At 72.9% G+C, this 21,514-nt stretch carries 14 protein-coding genes; 9 read left to right on the top strand and 5 right to left on the bottom strand.

Annotated elements, in window-relative coordinates; all coding sequences use genetic code 11:
- Positions 1-293: 293 nt before the first annotated feature.
- The 3 genes from AB5J87_RS33410 to AB5J87_RS33400 all read left to right on the top strand — a co-directional run bounded on the left by AB5J87_RS33410 (position 294) and on the right by AB5J87_RS33400 (position 3,602).
- Positions 294-824: a hypothetical protein gene (locus tag AB5J87_RS33410; protein WP_369382360.1), complete on the top strand. Its 531-nt coding sequence runs from the start codon at positions 294-296 to the stop codon at positions 822-824.
- A gap of 171 nt (positions 825-995) precedes the next feature.
- Positions 996-1,283 (top strand): hypothetical protein, encoded by a 288-nt coding sequence (locus tag AB5J87_RS33405; protein WP_369382357.1) that lies wholly within the window; start codon positions 996-998, stop codon positions 1,281-1,283.
- 21 nt (positions 1,284-1,304) lie between these two features.
- Positions 1,305-3,602 carry an SAM-dependent methyltransferase gene (locus AB5J87_RS33400; RefSeq protein ID WP_369382354.1) on the top strand — a complete coding sequence of 766 codons (2,298 nt, stop codon included), beginning with the start codon at positions 1,305-1,307 and terminating at the stop codon, positions 3,600-3,602.
- Positions 3,603-3,636: 34 nt separating this feature from the next.
- Here the strand turns inward: AB5J87_RS33400 and AB5J87_RS33395 are convergent, their stop codons facing one another.
- On the bottom strand, positions 3,637-4,398 hold the full coding sequence (locus tag AB5J87_RS33395) for a helix-turn-helix domain-containing protein (RefSeq protein WP_369382352.1): 762 nt from the start codon (positions 4,396-4,398) through the stop codon (positions 3,637-3,639).
- A gap of 55 nt (positions 4,399-4,453) precedes the next feature.
- Between AB5J87_RS33395 and AB5J87_RS33390 the strand changes: the two genes are divergently transcribed.
- Positions 4,454-5,035: a class I SAM-dependent methyltransferase gene (locus tag AB5J87_RS33390; protein WP_369382351.1), complete on the top strand. Its 582-nt coding sequence runs from the start codon at positions 4,454-4,456 to the stop codon at positions 5,033-5,035.
- Between the two features lie 187 nt (positions 5,036-5,222).
- Here the strand turns inward: AB5J87_RS33390 and AB5J87_RS33385 are convergent, their stop codons facing one another.
- A complete protein-coding gene (locus AB5J87_RS33385) occupies positions 5,223-6,050 on the bottom strand; it encodes an alpha/beta fold hydrolase (protein WP_369382349.1) in 828 nt (275 codons plus the stop codon).
- A gap of 69 nt (positions 6,051-6,119) precedes the next feature.
- On the opposite strand from AB5J87_RS33385, the gene AB5J87_RS33380 reads away from it, so the two are divergent.
- On the top strand, positions 6,120-6,611 hold the full coding sequence (locus tag AB5J87_RS33380) for a MarR family winged helix-turn-helix transcriptional regulator (protein WP_369382346.1): 492 nt from the start codon (positions 6,120-6,122) through the stop codon (positions 6,609-6,611).
- A gap of 180 nt (positions 6,612-6,791) precedes the next feature.
- On the top strand, positions 6,792-7,136 hold the full coding sequence (locus AB5J87_RS33375) for a hypothetical protein (RefSeq protein ID WP_369382344.1): 345 nt from the start codon (positions 6,792-6,794) through the stop codon (positions 7,134-7,136).
- A gap of 57 nt (positions 7,137-7,193) precedes the next feature.
- Here the strand turns inward: AB5J87_RS33375 and AB5J87_RS33370 are convergent, their stop codons facing one another.
- Together AB5J87_RS33370 and AB5J87_RS33365 are read right to left on the bottom strand one after the other, a co-directional pair.
- On the bottom strand, positions 7,194-7,496 hold the full coding sequence (locus tag AB5J87_RS33370) for a hypothetical protein (protein WP_369382342.1): 303 nt from the start codon (positions 7,494-7,496) through the stop codon (positions 7,194-7,196).
- A 91-nt stretch (positions 7,497-7,587) separates the two neighbouring features.
- Positions 7,588-8,259, bottom strand: a complete 672-nt coding sequence (locus AB5J87_RS33365) for a TetR/AcrR family transcriptional regulator (RefSeq protein WP_369382339.1) — start codon at positions 8,257-8,259, stop codon at positions 7,588-7,590.
- A gap of 171 nt (positions 8,260-8,430) precedes the next feature.
- On the opposite strand from AB5J87_RS33365, the gene AB5J87_RS33360 reads away from it, so the two are divergent.
- Positions 8,431-9,084: an SRPBCC family protein gene (locus tag AB5J87_RS33360; protein WP_369382337.1), complete on the top strand. Its 654-nt coding sequence runs from the start codon at positions 8,431-8,433 to the stop codon at positions 9,082-9,084.
- A 205-nt stretch (positions 9,085-9,289) separates the two neighbouring features.
- On the top strand, positions 9,290-9,658 hold the full coding sequence (locus tag AB5J87_RS33355) for an anti-sigma factor antagonist (RefSeq protein WP_369382336.1): 369 nt from the start codon (positions 9,290-9,292) through the stop codon (positions 9,656-9,658).
- 103 nt (positions 9,659-9,761) lie between these two features.
- Here AB5J87_RS33355 and AB5J87_RS33350 read toward each other — a convergent pair whose 3' ends face one another.
- The gene (locus tag AB5J87_RS33350) at positions 9,762-14,204 is read right to left on the bottom strand and encodes a ricin-type beta-trefoil lectin domain protein (RefSeq protein ID WP_369382334.1); all 4,443 of its coding nucleotides are present in this window, start codon (positions 14,202-14,204) and stop codon (positions 9,762-9,764) included.
- A gap of 367 nt (positions 14,205-14,571) precedes the next feature.
- Between AB5J87_RS33350 and AB5J87_RS33345 the strand changes: the two genes are divergently transcribed.
- Positions 14,572-21,453: an RHS repeat-associated core domain-containing protein gene (locus AB5J87_RS33345; protein ID WP_369382332.1), complete on the top strand. Its 6,882-nt coding sequence runs from the start codon at positions 14,572-14,574 to the stop codon at positions 21,451-21,453.
- Positions 21,454-21,514 lie beyond the last annotated feature (61 nt).

Genomic DNA, 21,514 nt, shown 5'->3' with positions numbered 1-21,514 from the left:
ACCGTCCGGTTTCCGGGCACCCACGGGGCTCTGCGGAGCGCGGCCCGGTGTGGGGATGACCACACCCGTACGAGCGCTCCGGGACGCGCGCCGCCGCGCGTCCCCCGCATCGGGGGACGTCCCCGGTCTTCCCGGCCCGGCGTCCCACTTCGCAGGTCAGCGCCTCGGGGACGGCCGGGACGGTCCGGGACGGCCACCGCGCCCACACCGGCCGTGCGAATCTCGCCCTACGGCGCCGGGGCGACCCCGTGGACCCGCGCCGCCACCCCACCCGCCATCGAGAATGTGAACTGGTGACCACCATGGCCCTCAACCACACCACCCGCCGGGCCGCGACCCTGGCCGCCGTCCTGGCCGGTCTGGCGGCCTCGGCCGTCCCCGCCCACGCCGCCACGGCCGCTCCCGCGTGCGCGCACCTCTGCGTCCTGGACGCGCGTACCGGAGCGCACCCGGACTACGACCGTCTGGTGCTGGACCTGACCGGCAACGGTGCGCCTCCCACCGTGCACGCGCGAGTCTCGTCCGACGGCGCCTACCACGTCGCCGCCCGCGACGAGGACAAGAAGCTCCAGATCACCGGCAAGTCGTACCTGTTCGTCGACGTCGACCCGGCCGACACCGCGGACAGCGGCCCCGACGCCTTCACCGGCCCGACCGTGCAGTCCGTCGCGCTGCCCTCCCTCAAGGGGTTCCAGATGACGGCGGGCGGAGGGTTCGAGATGGACCACACCACGACGTTCGGTCTGTCCCTCGGCGACTACTCCGGCTACAAGGTCTTCACCCTGACCGCGCCGAACCGGGTCGTCGTCGACCTCTACCACTGACCCCGTCCGCCGGGCCGCGTCCGGCACGATCCACCCGGATCACCCCGGACGCGGCCCGGGGCCGGGCACCGCCGCGGGGAAACCCCGGGCAAAGGGCGCCCCGAACCCTCCCGCACCGAACACCCGTTCAGTACCATGGGCTCGCCTCCCACCATGGCCCCGAGGGGACGAGTGACCGCCGTGATCACCCTGACCACCGCCGACCGACAGCCCACCGACGTCGTGGACGTCGACGTGGACTTCGACCTCGCCCTGGACGGCGACGAACCGTCGGCCCCGGCCGGTCCGCCACCGCAGATCTCCCAGATGGACTTCCGTCTCGACGCGAGCACGGTGGACCCCGCGCCGGTGAGCGAGCAGGGACACGTCCAGCTCGTCGCGCCCATCCTGATCGACCCGCTGCCGCCCCAGGTCACCCAACTGGTCATCGACTACGCCGACACCGCGGAAACCGTCTGAGGCCGAGGCCGGAACCGCCGCATGCGCACCGACCGCACCCCCGCACACCGCTACACACGGCCCTTCGACCGCTTTCCCACCCGGAGCGAGCACGAGGCCCGCTGGACCGCGCTGTCCCGCGCCATCGCCGCCGCGGCTCCGCCCACCGGTGACCCCGCCCACAAGGGCGAGTTGACCGTCCTCGGCTCCGGCATCGAGGCGGCCGGTTTCACCCGCGCCGACGAGCGGCTGATCCGCGAGGCCGACCACGTCTTCCACTGTGTGGCCGACCCCGCCACGGCCGTCCGCATCAACGCCTGGCGCCCGGACGCCTACGACCTCAGCGTGCTCTACGACGACGCCAAGGACCGCTATCTGACGTATGTTCAGATGTCGGAGGCGGTCCTGCACTTCGTCCGCGCCGGGCACCGCGTCGCGGCCGTCTTCTACGGCCACCCGGGCATCTTCGTCCTCTCCAGCCACCGCGCCGTCCGCATCGCCCGGCGCGAGGGGCACACCGCGGTGATGCGCCCCGGCATCAGCGCGCTGGACGTGCTCTGCGCGGACCTCGGGGTGGATCCGAGCAGCCCCGGCATGCAGACCTTCGAGGCGTCCGACCTGCTCATCCGGGACCGGCGCATCGACCCGGGCCTGCACCTGGTGCTGTGGCAGGTCGGCATCGTCGGTGAACTCGACTACCAGCGCGCCGGGTTCACCAACCGCCACATGCCGGTGCTCCTCGACCGCCTGGAGGAGGTGTACGGTCCCGACCACACCGTGGTCAACTACATCGGCGCTCGCTACCGCGGACTCGACCCCGTCACCGCCCACCACACCGTCGCGGCCCTGCGCGACCCTGCCGTACAGCGCACGGTCACCAGCGCCTCCACCTGGTACCTGCCGCCCGCCGTCGCCGCCCCGGCCGACCCCCGGGCGCTCGAACTCCTCGGGCTGCTCCGCCCCGGCCAGAGCGTGGTGCCGCCCGAGGGCCCCCTGCGCGTCATAGACGCGTACGGTCCGCGCGAGCGCGCCGCCCTCGACGGGTTCGCCGCGTTCCGCGTCCCGGCCGGATTCCACTGGCAGGAGGACACTCCGGGTGCCCGCTTCGTCCTCGCCCTGGGCGAGGACAGCGCCCTGCGCGAGCACTACGCGCGCGAGCCGGCGGCGGCCGTGGCCGACTGGGCCCCGCCCGAGCTCGGCACCGCCGAACGCGCCCTGCTGGCCCGGCGCGAGGACCTGGCCGTGCAGGCCGCCGCCAAGGGCGTCCACCAGCCCGCACCCGAGTCGGCCCGCCGCCTGCGCACCCTGCTCACCCGCAAGTCGCGGGCGCGCGAGCTGCTGCGGGACGGGGCCGCGGACTGGCCGACGCTCAGGCGCGACCTGGACGCCGTGCTCGCCGGCGCGCTCCACCCGTGGACCGGCCTGTACGGCACACCGGACGACGGCCTCTCGCTCTACGTCCTGGGCCGCGCGACCACCCCGCCCCGGCACCGGGTGTACGTCGACGGCTGGCGGATCACCGCCCCGCGCTACGAACACGGCGTGCTGCACTGGCGGGCGGCCGACGGCGGCGGCGAGCTGAGAACGGAGTTCGGCCGCGACGGCCGACGCCGGCTCATCGGCACGGTGGGGCGGCGCGAAGTGCGGCTGGCCGAGTACCTCCTGCCGGAACTGCCGCCCCTGGCCGACCTGGTCGGCGGCTACCGGTCCGGCGGCGTACGGGTGGACGTCGAGCCCGGCGCCCTCGGCTCGGCCCCGCGTGTGCGCGTCACGGTCGACGGCGAACCGGCCACCGCGGCGGTGGTGATCGGGCCGAGCGGATTCGACGTGGACGGCGTGACGGTCCCGTTCGCGCGGGCGGTGGAGGACGTGCCCGCGTGCCTGTACGGGGAGTACCGGCTGCGGCTGCCGTCGCGGCCGGGCGGCGGCGCGGAGCTGCGGGTGGCGAAGGACGGCGTCACCGTCGACGGAAAGCCCGTGGAACACGTCGAGTTGACGGGACGTCATCTCCGCTGGCAGCGCGGCCCGGACCTCCTCGCCCGCGCCGATCTGTCGCTGCTGCTCGACCCGATCACCCTGCACCCCATGCTCCACGGGACCGGGCGGGCGGCGGACGGCTCGGCGTTCCCGCTGCTCGGCATGGTTCCCGTGAGCGACGAGGCGGCCCAACACCTGGCCGAGCGACCCCGGTTCGGCATCCCCGCCGCTCCATGGGCCCAGTTGACCGCACTGGCGGCCGGGGCGAGCCACGACGGCGGCCTGTTCTGGTGGCACGGCTGGGAACAGTCCGCCGACGCCCTGCGCACGGTTCAGCGCGCCCTGTGGGAGGACGGCCGCTAGACCAGGGGCCCGCCGGGTCCTCGCGGTGCAGCGCTCAGGGCGACCGGGGCGTACGGAAGTACGCGCCGGGGGTCGTGCCCGTCTCGCGCCGGAAGGCGGCCACGAAGGCACTGGCCGTCTCGTAACCCACCTCCCGGGCCACGCGGTTGAGCGGCTGCCCCGCCGACAGCGCGGGCAGCGCCACATGGAGGCGGACCAGGGTGCGCCAACGGCCGAACGGCATCCCCGTCTCACTGAGGAACAGCCGGGCCAGGGTGCGGCCCGAGGTGCCGACCCGGCGGCCCCAGGCATCGATCGAGAGGTTGGCGGCCGGATCGGCCCAGAGCGCCTGGGCGACCTCGCGGGCCCGCGGGTCGACCGGCTGCGGCGCGTCGAGCGAGGTGACGGCCACGGGCCGCAGCAGGTCGAGGAGCAGCGCCTCGCCCCGCGCCCGGGGCCCGGCCGCCAGTCGCGGGTCGTCGAGGTAGCCGATGAGCTCGGCGAGCAGCGCGGGCACCTCGACGGGCTGTACGCGCGTCCAGGGATCCGGACCCGCCGGTGGTGCCGCGGGCAGATAGAGCGACGTCATGGTGGAGTTGCTCGCCGAGACCACCTCGTGCGGCACCTCGCGCGGGATCCACAGCGCCCGGGTGGTGGGCAGCACCCACCTCCTGGACTCCGCGTCGACGGTGAGCGTGCCCCGGGACGCCCAGGCGAGCTGGTGGATCTGGTGGGTGTGCCGGGTGAACCGGGTGCCCGCGGGCATCGGGAAGGTTCCGATGAGCACGAACCCCGTGCCGTGTCCGTTTCTCGACATGACGTGGAAGGTTACGCCCTGTGCGACACGGGCGCCGGTCCCTAGCGTTGACGTCATGAACAAGAACCACGCCGCGGTGTGCACGAGCCCGGAATGGGCCGCGCACCTCCACGAAGACGTCCTGCCGATCGCCGTCGCCCGTGCCGACCTGGGGAGGGAGCTGCTGGAGATCGGCCCCGGGCCCGGTGCGGCGACCGAGTGGCTGCGCACCAGGGTCGACCGGCTGGTGGCCGTGGAGATCGAGGCCGAGGCCGCCGCGCTCCTGGCCGAGCGCTATGCCGGGACCAACGTCGAGATCCACCACGGCAACGGCGGTGCGCTGGAGTTCGGCGACGACTCCTTCGACTCCGCCGCGTCGTTCACGATGCTCCACCACGTGCCGACGGCCGCCCTGCAGAACCGGCTGCTGGCGGAGGTCCTGCGGGTGCTGCGGCCGGGTGGTGTGCTGGTGGGCTCCGACAGTCTTGCCAGCCACACGCTGCACGAGTTCCACGAAGGCGACGTCTACAACCCGGTGGAGCCCGCCGCCTTCCTCGTACGGCTGCAGACGCTGGGGTACGTCGACATCACCCTCGGCGTCGGCGACCGCCTCACCTTCTCGGCCCACAAGCCGGTGGCGAGGGAGACGGGCGCGTGAGCGCGGGCCGCCCCGCCCGACCGGGGCACGCCGAGGCGCCACTGCGGGGTGCCTCGGCGCGGCAGAGTGGAGGACCAGCGCGCTCGCGCGGCCCCGTCGGCCCCGCGCGGCAGGACGGTCCCGGGCCCGCCCCTGCCGCCGCCTCACGGCCGGGCGGCACCTCGGCACGTCACCCCGGCCGCGCCCCTCAAGACGGGAGCCCGCGCACGAACTCCACGAGAATCCGGGTGAACTCCCCGGGCCGCTCCATCGTCGTGTAGTGGCCGACGCCGTCCAGCTCGACGACACGGCCATGGGGGACGGCGTCCATCAAGGCGGTGACGGTGTCGAGGCAACCGGGCATGTCCAGCGCGCCGTTGACGGCCAGGACCGGGACCGTGATGCCCTTGGCGCGGGCGGCGAGGTGCTCGACCGGTACGCGGTGGTCCGGCTCGCCCGGGGTGTGCTTCATCAGGGTGGTCAGCGCCATCCGGCGGACGTCCGCCACGATCGCGGGGTCGACCTCGTCGAGCCGACGGGACGGCCCCGCGATCCATTCGAGGAAGCCGTCGAGGTATCCGTCGAAGTCACCTGCGGCCAGCGCCGCCCCCTGGCGCCCGGCGACCGCCGCGGACCAGGGGTCGCTCAGGTCCGGCTCCCCCAGACCCCGGCCGCTGACGACGAGGGCACGCACCAGGTCGGGGTGTTCGACCACCGTCTCGACCCCGATCATCCCGCCCATCGACACGCCCGCGAGGACGACCTGACGCAAATTCAGGTGCCACAGCAGGTCCGCGAGGTCGTCCGCCTGACGGAACGGCCGGCTCGCGTTGGCGGATCGGCCGTGGCCGCGGGCGTCGGGGGCGATCACCCGGTGGCCGAGGGAGGCGAGGCCGGGGATCAGGTTGTCGAACTGGGTGCTGTCGGTGAACACGCTGTGCAGGAGCACGAGCACCTCACCGTCCCGGGGCCCCTCGTCGCGGTAGGAGAGCGGGCCGTCGGCCGAGTGGAACGTTGCGAACGCGGTCTCAGTCATGACAACCAAGGTGTCATGACTGTCGAGATATGGCAACCCAGTTGTCATGTGGTGTGAGAAAGTGGATCCATGACCCCGCCCGCATCCGAGCCCCTGTCCCCCGACGAGCTGCCGGGACGCCTCATGGACGTGTTCGCGCTCGTCGGCCCCCTCTACCGCCGCGTCCAGCGCCGCATCGAACTCGACGCGGACCGGGGGATCTCCGTGGGCGTGCGCGCCGTACTGGACCTGCTGCGCGAGAACGGCCCCATGACCGTGCCGCAGATGGGCCGGGCGCAGTCGCTGAGCCGCCAGTTCGTCCAGCGCATGGTCAACGACGGCGCGGAGCGCGGCCTCGTCGAGAGCATCCCCAACCCGGCGCACCAGCGCTCCTCGCTGATCCGCCTCACCGACGAGGGCCGCGCCGCGATCGGCGCCGTCACGGCCCGCGAACACGCGCTGCTGCGCCGGACCGGCGGCGACCTCACCGACGCGGACGTCGCCGCCTGCGTACGGGTACTGGGCCGGATGCTGGAACTCTTCGACGACGTCGACGTGCAGCACACCGATCCGCCCCGCTGACGACGGCTGCCGCGCGCCGCGCCCGATGGCACGCCCCCACCCGCCTGCCGCCAGGAATTCCGAAAGGACCGCGACACATCATCGCGTACGCGCATTGCCCGCTGTTAGCGTCCGGAACGGCCGAACCGAATACGACGGAGTTCGGCCCGCCCCCATGACACCCCGACGAAAGGGAGTGCAATGCGAAAGTCCGGAAAGATTGCCGCGCTCGTGATGGCGACCGCCGCGGCGGCGGGAGTGCAGGCCGTGTGCGGTCCGATGGCGCAGGCGGCTCCGACCGAGCACTCCGCACAGGTCAGCCGCCTGGGCGGCACGGACTGGTCGGCGACCGTGGGCTTCAGCGGGAAGATCATCTCGGTGACGGACGTGTCCCTCGTCCTGGCCACCGCCGAGGGAAACGTGACGCTGGACCTCTCCCGGCATCCCTATGGATCCGGCGCTCTGAATGCCGGTCGCAGCGCCTACGTTTCGGCTTACGACCAGAACGGCACATGGGTGGCGACCGCGATATTCACCTACCCGTAGACCGTGCGCCTCTTTTCGCGGGACGAGCTCCGCGAAAAGAGGCGTGCACGGCGCGGTTCAATGCCCGGACTTCACCAGCGCGATGAGCGCGACGACCAGCGCGAGGACACCGGCGACCTCCGCGGCCACCGTCAGGGCCGGACGGCGCGGGGGAACGGCCGGACCCGGCGGCGGAACGGGACCGGCGCCCGCGCCGTAGCCCTGGCCGTAGGACGAGTAGGGCGGTGCCTGCGGCCTCTGCGCGGCGCGGCGGCGGCGCGCCACCAGTGCGGCGACCGAGCGGATCAGGGTCAGGAGGAGCACCGCGAGCAATACGACGACCAGCAACGCCACCACGCTCATCGGCCCCCCGAACGTCACGCGCTCCCGCCCCCCGAGGCGGGCCTCCGGCACCGACTATCCCACGCCGGGCCGGTCGTCACGCCCCGATCGGTCTCTCCGCCGCCGAACCTCAACTCCCCTGTGCCACAAGGTCGTTCAGCTCGGCCTCGAAGAACAGCGCGGGGTCGAACCCCATGCCGGTGAAGTGCCCGGCGAGTTCCAGTGACAGGACTCCGTGCACGCGCGCCCAGAAGGCCAGCGCGCGATGGAGGGCCGCCGGCCCGGCGGGGTGGCCGTCCGCCCAGTCCCGGTGGTCGGCGAGGTGGGCGTCGAACGGTACGGGGCGGTCCACGGCGCCCGGGGCGTCGGCGCCGGTGAGCGCCGCGCTGGCGTCGAGCAGGCACGCCATGATCTCGCCCGCGACGACGGTCACGTCGTCGGGCGCATGGTAGCCGGGTACGGGAGTGCCGTAGATGAGGAAGTACCGCTGAGGGTCCGTCAGGGCCCAGCCGCGCACGGCATGCGCCAGGCCCACCAGGTCGGCCCCCTCGGCCGCTGCCGCGCGGACGGTGTCGGCGAGGCCGCGGTAGGCGTCCCTGATGAGGTCGGTGATCAGCTCGTCGCGGCCGGCGAAGTAGCGGTAGAGGGCGGGGCCGCTCATGCTCATCCGCTTGGCGATCGCGTTGAGGGAGAGTCCGGGCGCCCCGGCGGCGGCGATCTGCTCCCACGCGCGCTCCTTGATCTCCGCGCGCACCTGGGCGCGATAGCGCTCGCGCGGGCTCTCCGTACTGTTCTCCGCCATGACTGTCCGCCGTCCCCGTCCGTGGACTAGAGCATCAATCTTTCGTTACAAGCTATCACGCCCCCTGTTGACACCATCGCGAAGCATAGTTAGAACTTGTAACTATCGCTGGAGCCTCAAACCCAGCCGACCGCGCTCGCCGCACGGCGACCGACCGACAAGGGGAACGCCATGCCCGACGTCCACACCACCAGGGCCCGTACCGCGACCCTGCTCGCCGTCCCGCTGCTGCTGGCCGCGTCCGGCACCGTCGCCGCTCCCGCCGGGGCCGCCACCCGCCCCACCGGCGCCGTCACCTGCCAGGGGGCGGGCGTCGACCCCGGCGCCGCCGTCCGATACAGGAGCGAGAGGGTCATCCACGCGCCGCTGAGCACCATCTGGAAGCTGCAGACCGACGTGGAGCGCTACCCGTCCTGGCAGGCCGGGATCGAGACCATCGAGCGGCTCGACCACGGCCCCTTCGCCGCCGGTTCGGCGTTCCGGTGGACGACCCGGGCGCCCGCCACCCCCACGACCCCCGCCACCACCTTGACCATCACCTCGACCGTCCAGCAGCTCAAGCGCCACTCCTGCATCCGCTGGACCGGCCCCGCCACCGGCGGCGGGCTGCTCATCAACGGCACCCACGTCTGGGACTTCACCGCCGTCAAGGGCGGTGTCCGCGTACGCACCGAGGAGACCCACACCGGCCCCCAGGTCGACGCCGACGTTCCCGCCGCCACCAAGATCCTCGGCGAGGGCCTCGAAGCCTGGCTCAGCGCACTCAAGAGCACGGCCGACGCCCGCTCCGCCCGGGCCGGGCACCCCGGGACGAGCCGTATCTGATGGCCCCTCATCCAGCTTCCTGGAACGGGCAGTCGGCGATGCCGGAGCCGCCTCGGGCGCCGACCGTACGACGGTGGCCGAATATGCCAAAGCGACATGTTCGGGAGCCGGTCGGGGCGGGCATGGACACAGGGAGCACCGGCTGCACCGGATCCTCGGCCGACGCTCCCACACCAGCCCGGCACGTCTTCGAAGGTGATCCCCGATGGTCGCCCCTCCGCAGGTCTCCGCCCCGCCCCCGCGCGTCTACCGGACGCTCCGGCACACCGTCGTCGAGCTACGGGGCGAGATCGACATCGCCGTCCTCCCGCAATCGCTGCCGGTGGTGGACGAAGTAACGTCTCCGCAGGCCGCCCAGGTCGTGATCGACCTGACGCCCGTCACCTTCCTCGACTGCTCCGGACTGCGCCTGCTCAACAGGGCGCGCCTGCGCCTGGCGGCCCGGGGCGGGAGCCTCACCGTCGTGTGCCCGCACCCGTTCACCCTGCGGGTCATCGCCCTCTCCGGGCTCGGCCGGACCCTGCACGTGGTGCGCGGTCTGCGGGAGGCCATCGACCTCGACCAGTGCGCGTGAGCCGGAGCGACGGGCGGCGCGGCGCGGACGGCGGCAGGGGCCCGTGGCACGCCTTCGCGTGTCACGGGCCCCTGGGGTCCCGGGGTGGTCCGGCCCGCTCAGATCATGGATTGATCATCGGCAGGGCCGGCGTCTGCAGACCCGGGACCGAGAACCGCTGGGCCGGTGTGCCGTTGCAGTCGAAGAGCTCCGGACGGGCGCCGATCGAGGCGTCGCCCCAGGTGATGTCGAGGCAGCGGCCCGAGACGGGGTTGTAGACGCTGCCGTCGGCGCGGGGCAGCCACTGCTGGTTGCCGCCGTTGTTGCAGTACCACATCCCGACGGCGGTCCCGTTGGCCGTGCCCTGCCCGGAGGCGTCCAGGCAGCGCCCGCCCGCCGTGATGGTGCCGTCGGCGTTGACCGAGAACGCCTGGGCCGGGCTGCGGTTGCAGGTCCACAGCTGGACGCCCGCCGCCGCGTCGCCGTTCGGCAGGTCCAGACAGCGGTCCGCGTTCGTGGCGAAGCGGATCTCGCCCGCCGCGGTGGGGGCCACCGCGCCCTCGTAGATCGCCAGGTTGCTCACCCGGCCGGTCAGGGGAGCCCCGGCCTGGCCCTTGTTCTGGTAGCGGCCGATCACCACCCCTCCCTGGACGGGCGGGGTGCTGGCGGCGACGTGGTGACCGCTGCCCGCCAGCGTGCCGTTGACGTACAGGCTCATCTGGCCGGTGGCCGCGTTGTAGCTGGCGGTCAGCTGGGTCCACACGCCGGGCTGGAAGGTGACGGCCTGCCCCAGGGCGTACGTGTAGTCGTAGGGCCAGGCGTCGTTGTCGGCGTTGGCGATGGCGAACCGCCAGGCGCCGGGCTCGGCGTAGAGCATCCACGCGCTGGTGCGGCCGTTGTCCTGGCTGGCCACGACTCCGCCCTTGCCGGGGTTGGCCCAGACGCTGACGGTGAAGCTGCGGTGGGGGTCGGCCGCCGGCCTGCCCGTGGCGATCGCGCCCGAGCCGTCGAAGACCGCCACCTGGGTGCCCGCGTGCCCGTCGACGGTGTCGGCGGTGTAGCTGACCCCGGCCGCCGTCGCCGTGCCGTTCTGGTCGGCGGGAACGGCCGTGGCGTCGCCCGCGAGCGGCCAGTGGGCCGCGGGCGCCCGGGTGCTGCCGCGGTAGTGGTCCCCGGCGAAACCGTCGACTGCTCCACCGCTCGCCGTGGCGGGCCACACGTGGATCTTGCCGTCGTCGGTGACGGCCCAGAAGTCGGGCACGCCGTCGTCGGTGAGGTCGCCGTCGGCGCCGATGGGCCGGGTGGTGGTGATCCCGTAACCGATCTTCGTGGCGGGGCTCGCGGTCACCGCGCTGACCGTGGTGTACGAGTCGGCGCGTACGGCGGTGGTCAGCCGGTACTGGTAGATGTCTCCGGCCGTCCGGCCACCCGCGGTGGTGCGGGCGCGGATCCACAGGGCGGGCGCGGTGGCACCGGAGGCGCCGATGGCGAGGGTGTTGCCCGGCACCATCAGGTCCACGTCGCTCCAGCCGCCCGCGGCGACCAGGTTGGGCGCCGCCAGGGTGCCGTTGGTCTTGACCGGGTAGTACCAGAGGTTGTCGGACTCGACGGCGAGCACACCGGTGGCGCCGACGACGTCACGGCTGGGGGTGCGGGCGTCGACCGGCGAACCGATCGGGGTGATCTGGGTGGTGTACTGCCAGTTGTCACCGGTGCCCGGGTGGAATCCGGGGCACGCGGTGGCGCCGCCGGCGCAGTTGACGCGGGCCACGTTGGTCTTGGTGCCGAGCGTGAAGCGGCCGGGGTCGGAGAGGGTGTTGGCGTAGTAGTAGAGGGCCTTGCCGCCCTGGGCGCCGGCCTGGCCGTCGCGGTGGACGAACAGGTCGTCGGTGTTGAGGCCGGGGTCGACCGCGCCCCGGTGGCTGACCCGGTAGTCCTTCCAGGTGCGCTGGGTGGCGTCGTACTCGGGTGCCTGTGCGGCGCGGGCGGCCACGCCGCTGGCCGGGACGTTCGGGTTGCCGGGGTCGGTGGCCCGGCCGTGGGTGACGAGGTTGCCCGCGTCGTCCGGGACCAGCAGGTCGGGGCGGGCGTCGCCGGTGGTGTCGCCGAAGGCGACCGGACCGGGCGCCCACGGCACGTAGAACGCGTAGGAGGCGGTCTGCGAGCTGTTCCCGGCTTCGTCGTACGCCTTGGCGTAGAGGATGTTGGTGCCCCAGTGCCGCGGTGTGGTCCTGATCTCGCTCATGGTCAGCGGGGTGCCGCAGGTCTGGTCGTACGTGGCGAACTGGGCGTCGTAGCTCCAGCGCACGCAGGCCAGGCCCGAGGCCAGCTTGCCCGAGGGGTTGGGGTCGGCGGCCACGATCGGGATGCGGCCCTCCTGGCCGAGGCGCAGCTTGGTGGTCTGGCCGTCGCCGGAGGGCGGGAACTGGGTGGCGGGGTCGGTGAAGTCGCCGAACTTCAGGACGGGCGGGGTGAGGTCCACCGCGAAGTGGCACACGTCGCTGCCCGGCCCGCGCAGCAGCCCGTCGTCGCCCTGCGCCTGCCAGCCGTAGTAGTGGCCGTCCTGGAGGGTGCCGTACGGGAGGGTGTAGGAGGCGTCGTTGCCGTTGCCGACGAAGCCGGACCAGTTCTGGTGGACGGTGTTTCCGCCGGTCGCGTTGTCCCAGACGCTGACGAACTCGGTGAGCTGGCCCTGGTTGGGGCTGGTCACCTTGGAGGTGAGGGTGGTGCGGGTGTCGGTCACCCAGCCGTAGGAGCTCAGCGGGGCGTCCCAGCAGGCGTCGGTGTCGGCCGCGCTGACCCGGTGGGGGGCGGGGGTGGCGTGGGGGTTGCCGGGCTTGCCGGGGGTGAAGTCGTACTCGGTGGAGAGGGTGGCGTCGTAGGAGAAGCGCTTGAAGCCCATCTTGTCGCCGGTGCCTTCGGCGCCCACCAGCGCGAAGGCCAGCGGGGTGTTGGTGTCGCCGAGGGCGTTGCGCATGGGTGCGGTGATGTTGAAGTCGATCGGGATGTCCCCGTAGCACTCCTTCTGGGTGCCGTTGCCAGGGACGTACTTCCCGTCGACCCACTCGTAGGTGCGGTGGTTGCCCCAGTTGATGCCGCCGTCGAAGGCACCGGCGTGGTAGAGGTTCACCGGGTACGTGGCGGTGCAGGACCAGTCGGACGAGATGTACTGGGCGACGCGCAGATTGGCGTAGTTGACGGTGGCGCCCGCGTACCCGTTGAGGTTGAACTCGAACAGGGTGCGCTCGATGCCGGTCTTGGTCTCCCAGCCCTGGTAGCCCATGCCGGGGTGGTCGCGGTCGCCGCCGCCGGTGCGGTCGTAGTTGCCGGTGGTCGGCCACGCCTGCATCACCCAGGCGTGGTGGCTCTTGCCGCGCGAGTCGTTGGACCAGGACGGGTCGACGTAGACCGGGTAGACCGTCTTCTTGTCGTCGAGCAGGCCGCGGTCCGGGGTGAGGGTGACCGCGCCGCTCCGCCGTGCGGTGGCACCGCCCGCCGCGAGGGCGCGGGTGACGTCACCGGTGGTGCGTACGGCGATGTCGGCGGCCGGGGCGTTCCCGGCCGGTCCCTCGGTGCTGCTGCGCCCCACGGGGGCCGCCGAGGCGGACTTGGGGCGGGCGGCGGGCGCGGCGGGCGCGCTCGCGGCTGCCTTGCCCGAGGTGAGGGCGGCGCCGGCCGGGGCGCGGCGCTCGCCGGTGAACTGCTTGGCCGCGGCGGGGGCCGCGGCCGACCACATCCGGGGAGCCGGCGCGGCGAACACGGTCTCGCTGCCGTGGGTGGCGCGCAGGGTCCCGGTGCGGTCGGCGCTCAGACGTACGCCCTTGGTGCTGGTCGGGAACGTCAGCCGGCGCACGGCCGGATTGGCCGCCGCTAGGGGCGAGTTCAGGACGACGACGGTGGTGAAGCCGCCCTCCTTGGTGGCGGTCACCTTCAGGTCGGTGTCCTTGGCGACGGAGCGGAACAGCGCGCTGCCGCCTTCGATCACGGGCTTGGGCAGGGCGCCGGGGAACGGCGATCCCAGGGAGAGCTGCTTGCCGTCCTTGGCGGTCATCACCGCCAGGGGGCCGGTGCCGCCGCCGGAGATGACGAGGCTGTCCAGGGCCGCCACGGGGGCGAGGGTGCCGTCCGGGCGCGCGGCCAGCCGGTCGTCCGGGGCGCGCCAGCCGCCGTCGCGCCGTACCCGCTGGACGTCGGTGTGCTGCTCGGTCCGCAGCTTTCCGGCGGGGGTGGCGTACGTGGTGCTGAACTCGTCTGTCAGCGCGGCGACTTGCACGTCGTGGCGGGTGCGGCGGGCCTCGGCGACCGCCTTGGCCGCCGCGCTCCGCGGTCGCTTCGCCTCGTCGCCCGCGGTGCGGGCGGCCTCGGCGTTGCGGGCGTCGTTGGCCCGGATGGCCGCGGCCACGTCGGCCGGGCCGGTGCGGTCGACGGCCGCCGCGCCGGGCGCCGAGCCGAGTCCGGCGGTCAGGGCGAGCAGCGCGACCAGCGCGCCCGTCCGTGCGGTGCCGGTGCGACGCGATCCGGACCTTCGTCTTCCGATTCCGGGCAGCCCGGATGGAACAACAGACAACTGAACACCCCCGTGCGCACACGCCAGTTGGCGTGATGGTCTGTGTGAGAACTGTGGCCGATCTGTGTCGACGGGGGGCACAGTTCCAGCCATCTTCACGATCGGTCAATGCCCGGCACACCGCACCTGTCCGACTGGTCCTCAAAGATCCACACTTACCGGGGCAGTGAGGTGGATCACAGTCGTTCGTTCAGCGTAAAACGAATCGTGGTGTCCGGGCCGGGTGCTACGTTCCGGCGGACTTTCCCATGGCACACGGCAGTTGGCCGGGTGCCCCGCCCGTCTCTGACCCAACGGGGGTTACGTGTCTGTCAGACATGGGCCTGGTTCCGTGCGCCCGCGTGCGCCCAGAATCGGCTCTCTCCTGGTGCTGTCGCTGGCCGCGGCACTGCTGTCACCAGCGATTCCCCAGGCCGCCGCCGCGAGCGGCCCCGACTTCGACCGCGTGTGGTCGCCACCGGGCACCACCCTGCCCAAGACCCCGTCCACCGGCGCCACTTCCCCCACCAGACCCACCGCGCCGCGCCCGCACTACCCGGTTCCGGAACGCTCGGCCGCCCAACCCGCGCCCCGGTTGTCCGCCGCGGCGCTCAAGGCGAGCGCGGGCGGCCGTGCGGTGACCGTCACGCGCGCCGACGACAAGGCCGCCACCGCCGCCGGGGTGCACGGCACGCTGTTCGCCCTGCGCACGGCTCCGGCGCCGCACGGCACGGCGGCCGACGGCTCCACCGGACTGCGCCTCACCCTCGACCAGGCCGCGCTCAACGCCGCGACCGGCGGCGACTTCGCCTCCCGGGGCAGGCTCGTCGCCCTGCCCGGCTGCGCCCTCACCACCCCGCAGGTGGCCGCCTGCCGGGTGCGCACCCCCGTGGCGACCGGCCGTGACAGCGCCACCGGAGCGCTGACCGCGCGGCTCGACACGGCGAGGACCGCCGCCACCGGCGCCGGCCTCGCCGCCTCCGCGCCGGCCACCGTGGCACTGGCCGCCGAGACCACCCCCTCGGGCGGCGGCGGCAGCTACACCGCCACCTCCCTAGCCCCCTCCTCGGCCTGGGCGGCCGGAGGCGCCTCGGGCGCGTTCACCTACGCGTACAACCTCGCGGTGCCGCCCGCGCTCGGCGGGCCCGCGCCGCAGGTGTCCCTCGCCTACGACTCCGCCACCGTGGACGGACGGACCTCGGCGACCAACGCCCAGGCGTCCTGGATCGGGGACGGCTGGGACTTCAACCCCGGCTTCATCGAGCGCTCCTACCAGCCCTGCGACAAGGCGGGCATCAAGAACGCGGGCGACCTGTGCTGGGGCGGCTTCAACGCCGTGCTCTCGCTGGGCTCGCACGGCGGCCAGCTGGTGCGCGCCGACTCCGCCCCGGTCACCTCGGACGACGCCACCGGGGTGTGGCGCCTGAAGAACGACGACGGCACCAGGGTCGAGTTCGCCTCCGGCGCCCGCAACGGCACGGACAGCGGCAGCTACGCCAAGGTCACCGACAGCGGCGGCACCGTCTACTACTTCGGCCTCGGCCATCTGCCCGGCGGCGACCGCACCGACCCGGCCACCAACTCCGCCTCCACCGTGCCGGTCTACGCCCCCCACAGCGGCGCCCCCTGCTACGACGCCGCCAAGGGCAACCGCTCCTGGTGCCGGATGTGGCAGCGGCTCTCGCTCGACTACGTGGTGGACGCGCACGGCAACCTCACCACGTTCACCTGGGCTCCGGAGACCGGCTACTACGCGCGCGGGGCCGTGCAGGACAACGGGGCGGGCACCCCGACCGCGTACACCCGCGCCAACAACGTCGCCCAGATCGCCTACGGGCAGCGCCTGGACGACCAGATCGCCGCCAAGGGCGCCCTCCAGCCCGCCGCGCGGGTGACGTTCACCCCGCTGGAGCGCTGCGAGACACCGGCGACGGGCTGCGACCCGGCCACCCGTACGGTCGCCAACAAGGCGAACTGGCCGGACGTGCCGGTGGACCAGGAGTGCAAGGAGAGCGGCACCTGCACCACGTACTCCCCCACCTACTTCACCACCAAGCGCCTGTCCTCCGTCACCACCCAGGTGCGGGTGGGCAACGTCTGGCAGGACGTGGACGCGTACGCCTTCTCCCACTCCTTCCCCAACCCCTCGGACTCCACCAGCCAAAAGGCCCTGTGGCTGGACTCCGTGAAGCACACCGGGCGGACCGGCGCCGAACTGAGCACCCCCGCCGTCACGTTCACTCCGGTGATGCTGCCCAACCGGGTGGACGGCACCGACCTGGTCCCCGCGCCGCCCAGGATCAACCGGCCGCGCATCCAGCAGATCCGCAACGAGACCGGCGCGGTCGTCAACGTCGACTACAACCTCCCGGGCTGCTCACGGATCAACCACGTGATGCCGGCGGCCGAGGACGACGACGCCATGGCCTGCTATCCGGTCCGCTGGAACGTCCCCGGCCAGGTGGCGGGCGCCGATCCGGTGCTCGACTGGTTCAACCACTACAGCGTCAAGTCGCTCACCGAGAACGACCCGGTCACCGGCGCCCCGCAGAAGACCACCTCGTACGAGTACGGTCCGGCGGCCTGGCACCGCGACGACAGCGAGCTCACCGACGCCAAGGCGCGCACCTGGGGCGAGTTCCGCGGCTTCGCCTCCGTGACCGCCCGGACCGGCAGCGGCTCCGACGGGCCCCGGTCCCAGACCCGCACCACCTACCGGCAGGGCATGCACGGCGACGTCCGGGGAAACGGCACCGCCCGGGACGTGCGCTCCACCGATCCGCTCGGCCACGAGGTCGTGGACGTGGACTGGCTCTCCGGGCAGGTCCTCGCGACCGAGACGTACGACCGGGCGGACGGCACGGTCACCGCACGCACCGTCACCACCCCCAGCGACGACCACCCCACCGCCACCCATGTGCGCGGCGGCTCCCTGCCCGACCTGGTCGCGCGCTACCCGGCGACCACCGTCGTGGTCACCGGCCAGGAGAAGAAGGCCGACGACAGCTGGCGGACCACCTCCACCACCACCGTCACCGACCCGGCGCACAACAACCGGGTCAAGACCGCCCTGAGCCGGGCCGACGGCCTGCCCGACCTGTGCACCCGCTCCGCGTACGCGAGCGGACCGGACGCCCAGCGCACCGATCTGCCCACCGAGAAGCTGGTGGTCTCGGCCACCTCCTCCGACGCCTGCACCGACACCGCGGGCACGGCCAACACGGTGGAGCGCACCCGGACGTTCTACGACGGCAAGCCCTACGGCCAGAGCGGCGCCCCCGGCGACGTCACCCGCACCGAGACCGTCGACGGCTATGCCCCCGACGGCACCGCCGCCTTCGTCCCCACGGCCGTGAGCGGCTACGACGCCTACGGGCGGACCGTCTCGGCGACCGACCCCAACGCCAAGGACGCCCAGCACCCGGACGGCTCCACCACGACCACCGCCTACACCGCGGCGGCCACCGGCGAGCTGCCGAACAAGGTGACCGTCTCCAACCCCGTCCCGGGCGCCGCCGCGAGCGAGCACTGGGACGCCGTCACCGTCACCGACCCGCGCCGGGGCCTGCCGCTGAAGTCCACGGACGTCAACCTCAAGACGACGACCGAGACCTATGACGCGCTCGGCCGGCTCACCGGCGTATGGCTGCCCGGCCGCGCCCCGGACAGCGACCCCACCCCCAACGTCGGCTTCGACTACCAGGTCTCCAACCAGACGGGCGTGCCCTCGACGGTCACCACGTCCCGTCTCACCAAGGACGGCGACACCCCCGTCCTCACCCGCCAGATCCAGCTCCTGGACGGCTTCGGACGGGTCCGCCAGACCCAGGAGTCGCCCAAGAACCCGGCGTACAAGGGCCGTCTGGTCTCCGACACCGTCTACGACTCACAGGGCCGCGTCGCCCTGACCAACCCGCCCTGGTACAACAACACCACCGGCCCCGCGCAGAGCCTGGTCACCGCCGCCGACAGCACCCTGGCGGCCCAGACGCGCACCACCTACGACGGCCGGGGCCGCACCCTCACCACCGCCTCGTGGTCGCTGGGTGTGGAGCAGACCCGCACCACGACCAGCTACCGGGGCGCCGACCGCACCGACGTGGTGCCGCCCACCGGCGGCGCGCCCACCACCACGCTGTCCGACGCGCGCGGCCACACCACCGAGCTGTGGCAGTACACGACGCCGACGGCCACCGGATCGGCGCTGGACGCCACCATCAGCCGCTACACCTACTCCGCCGACGGCAAGCCGCTGACCCGCCAGGACGCGGCCGGCAACACCTGGTCCATCCGCTACGACCTGCACGGCCGCCAGACCGGCTACCAGGAGCCGGACAAGGGCGCCACCAGCCAGACCTGGGACGCGGCGGGCCACCTCGCCAGCGGCACCGACGCCCGGGGCAAGACCCTCAAGTACACCTACGACCTGCTCGGGCGGCGGACCGGGCTGTACGAGGAGAGCGCCGACCCGGCGCACCGGCTGGCGGCCTGGTCCTACGACACCGTCCCCGACGGCCGCGGCAAGCCCGCCGGCTCCACCCGCTACACGGGCGGTGAGGGCGGCAGCGCCTACACCACCACCGTCGACGGCTACGACGACGCCTACCGGCCCACCGGCAGCACCCTGACACTGCCCGGCGGCGACGTCGGCCAGGAGCCCGGCACCACCTTCAGCTACTCCACCACCACCTCCTACGACCCGCTCACCGGCACGGCCTCCGGCATGGTCCTGCCGGCCGTCGGCGGACTGCCGATGGACGACATCGCGTACGCGCTCAACGACTACGGCCAGATGTTCCGCTACATGGGCGCCACCACGTACGACGTGCAGAGCGAGTACGACGCGTTCGGGCGGACCGTCCGCTCGACCGTCAACCCGTGGGGCAAGCAGGTCGTCTCCACCACCGACTACGACCAGGCCACCGGGCGCGTCCGGGCACAGTACGTCGACCAGCAGACCTCGGGGACCGGAGCCCTCCAGCAGACCGGATACACCTACGACCCGTCCGGCCGGATCACCTCGATCACCAACGTGCCCGACAACAAACCGGCGCTGACGGACCGTCAGTGCTTCGCGTACGACGCGTTCAGCCGGCTCACCTCAGCCTGGACGGACACCAAGGGGCTGACCCTGCCCGCCGACAGCGAGCACCGGACGCCGGACCAGGGGCGCTGCACCACCGCCCAGCCCTCGGCGGCCACCGTGGGCGGCCCGGCCGCCTACTGGCAGGAGTACGGCTACGACGTCACCGGCAACCGCACCAAGCTGGTCAAGCACGACCCGGCGGGCGACACCGCCAAGGACGTGACGGTGACCCAGGCGTTCGGCACCCCCGGCACGCGCAACGCGCCCACCGCCGCGCCCGGCACCGGCGGCGGCACCGGCGGCCCGCACGCCCTGCTCTCGGCGGCGGCGAAGACCGGCCCGGCCACCACGACCGACCTCTACCAGTACGACGCGGGCGGCAACACCACCTCCTACCAGGACGGCCGCGCCGGGACCAGCGTCCTGACCTGGAACAGCGAGGGCAAACCGGCCTCGACGACCACCTCCGCCCCCATCCGCAGCGGCCTCGGCAAGTGCCTGGGCACGGACGGCGCGGCCACCGCCGACGACACCGCCCTGACCCTCGCCACGTGCGACGACTCGGCCGCCACCCAGAAGTACAGCGCCACCGGCGACCGGCTCACCACCGCCGGCAAGTGCGTCACCGCGATCGGCACCCTGCCGGGCGCGCCCGTGCGGCTGCGGCCCTGCGACGGGACGGCCGCGCAGACCTGGACGCGCCGCACCGACGGCACGCTCTACAACACGGTCGCCGCGCGCTGTCTGACGGTGCCCGGCGGCGCCACCGCCGACGGGACCAAGCTGGCCCTCGGCGACTGCCTCCTGGCGGTGCCCGCCGGCCAGAAGTGGACCGTCCCGGACACCACCACCACGTATCTCTACGACACGGAGGGCAAACTGCTCCTGCGGCGCGGCCCCGCCACCACCACCCTCAACCTGGGCGCCGACGAGCTCAACGTCGACCGGGCGACGGGTGCCAGGACCGGGGTGCGGTCCTACCCGGTGCCCGGCGGGATGACGGTGGTGCGGACCGGGGCGGGCACGGCGGCCGGCGCGTTCGCCGTGCAGATCGCCGACCACCACGGCAGCGCCAACCTCACCGTCGACCTGGCCGGTGGCGGGGTCACCCGGCAGGCGCTGGACCCGTTCGGCAACCCGCGCGGCGCGGCGCCCGCCTCCTGGCCCGGCGACAAGGGCTTCGTGGGCGGCCAGAAGGACACGGCGACCGGGCTCACGCTGCTCGGCGCCCGCCAGTACCAGCCGTCCACCGGCCGCTTCATCAGCGCCGACCCGCTGCTCGACCCCAACGCCCCGCAGCAGTGGAACGGGTACGCCTACAGCGACAACAACCCCGTCAACGGCAGCGACCCCGACGGCACCTTCTGCGACGGCTGCTCGGTCGACAACCCCGACTCGGTGTGGACGCACAGCGGCCCCGGCTGCACCAACAGCGCCTGCTACAGCGACGACGGCAAGACCGTCCTGTACAGCACGGTCCCGGTGAAGAAGGTGTTCGGGCCGTACAACCCGTGCCCGTACTGCAAGCCGAAGCCCAAACCCGACCCGTGCCCGTTCTGCGTCAAGAAGCCGTCCTCGGGGCCGCACGACCGGGGGCCGGGGCCGTGGGCGCCGGATCCCAGGCCCGCCACGGACGACGACCCGCCGCTGCCCAAGAGCAACAAGATCCTGCCGATCAAGCACGCCTACACCCATGTCGAGGAGGTCGGTTCGAGCAAGTGGGGCAGTCCCGAGAAGCTGATGTCGACCTTCCAGCAGAGTCCGCAGACGTTCTTCCCGTTCCCGGTCGAGGGCTGTTCCAGCTTCACCGAGGGCGCGGTCTGCCGGCTCTTCCCGGGTAAGGACACCCCCGGCGGGGTGGGCATGATCCTGGGCGGCAACGGGCTGGTCCGGGTGCACGTCGACAAGACGTCCACCAGCTTCACCGTCATCTCCGAGAACTACTTCGACGACCCGGGCTCGGTGATCACCTTCACGACGTCCGAGAAGAACGGCAAGCTCTACATGACCCAGCGCGGTGTCTCCGAGGGCTCCAACCTCGGCACGGTGTTCGCCGTGAAGGTGCTGGGACAGGCCGACAACACCTGGTGGCAGATGGGGCAGAACTTCCGCAACTACATCAGTCCGCCCATGACCCAGTCACGCCTGTACTGGCTCAACTTCCACATCCCCGGGCTGTTCTAGCCAACGGCACGAGGACGACCGGAACGCCGATGCCCGCCCCCATACGACTCGGGGGCGGGCA

This window comes from Streptomyces sp. cg36 (genome assembly GCF_041080675.1).
Lineage (GTDB): Bacteria > Actinomycetota > Actinomycetes > Streptomycetales > Streptomycetaceae > Streptomyces.
The sequence above is the reverse complement of the archived record's forward strand: the minus strand, read 5'-3'. Positions and strand labels throughout refer to the sequence as shown.

Coding starts and splice junctions, on each gene's coding strand:
- AB5J87_RS33400 (WP_369382354.1), top strand. CDS start 1,305: ATGCGCACCGACCGCACCCCCGCACACCGCTACACACGGCCCTTCGAC.
- AB5J87_RS33395 (WP_369382352.1), bottom strand. CDS start 4,398: ATGTCGAGAAACGGACACGGCACGGGGTTCGTGCTCATCGGAACCTTC.
- AB5J87_RS33390 (WP_369382351.1), top strand. CDS start 4,454: ATGAACAAGAACCACGCCGCGGTGTGCACGAGCCCGGAATGGGCCGCG.
- AB5J87_RS33385 (WP_369382349.1), bottom strand. CDS start 6,050: ATGACTGAGACCGCGTTCGCAACGTTCCACTCGGCCGACGGCCCGCTC.
- AB5J87_RS33380 (WP_369382346.1), top strand. CDS start 6,120: ATGACCCCGCCCGCATCCGAGCCCCTGTCCCCCGACGAGCTGCCGGGA.
- AB5J87_RS33375 (WP_369382344.1), top strand. CDS start 6,792: ATGCGAAAGTCCGGAAAGATTGCCGCGCTCGTGATGGCGACCGCCGCG.
- AB5J87_RS33365 (WP_369382339.1), bottom strand. CDS start 8,259: ATGGCGGAGAACAGTACGGAGAGCCCGCGCGAGCGCTATCGCGCCCAG.
- AB5J87_RS33360 (WP_369382337.1), top strand. CDS start 8,431: ATGCCCGACGTCCACACCACCAGGGCCCGTACCGCGACCCTGCTCGCC.
- AB5J87_RS33355 (WP_369382336.1), top strand. CDS start 9,290: ATGGTCGCCCCTCCGCAGGTCTCCGCCCCGCCCCCGCGCGTCTACCGG.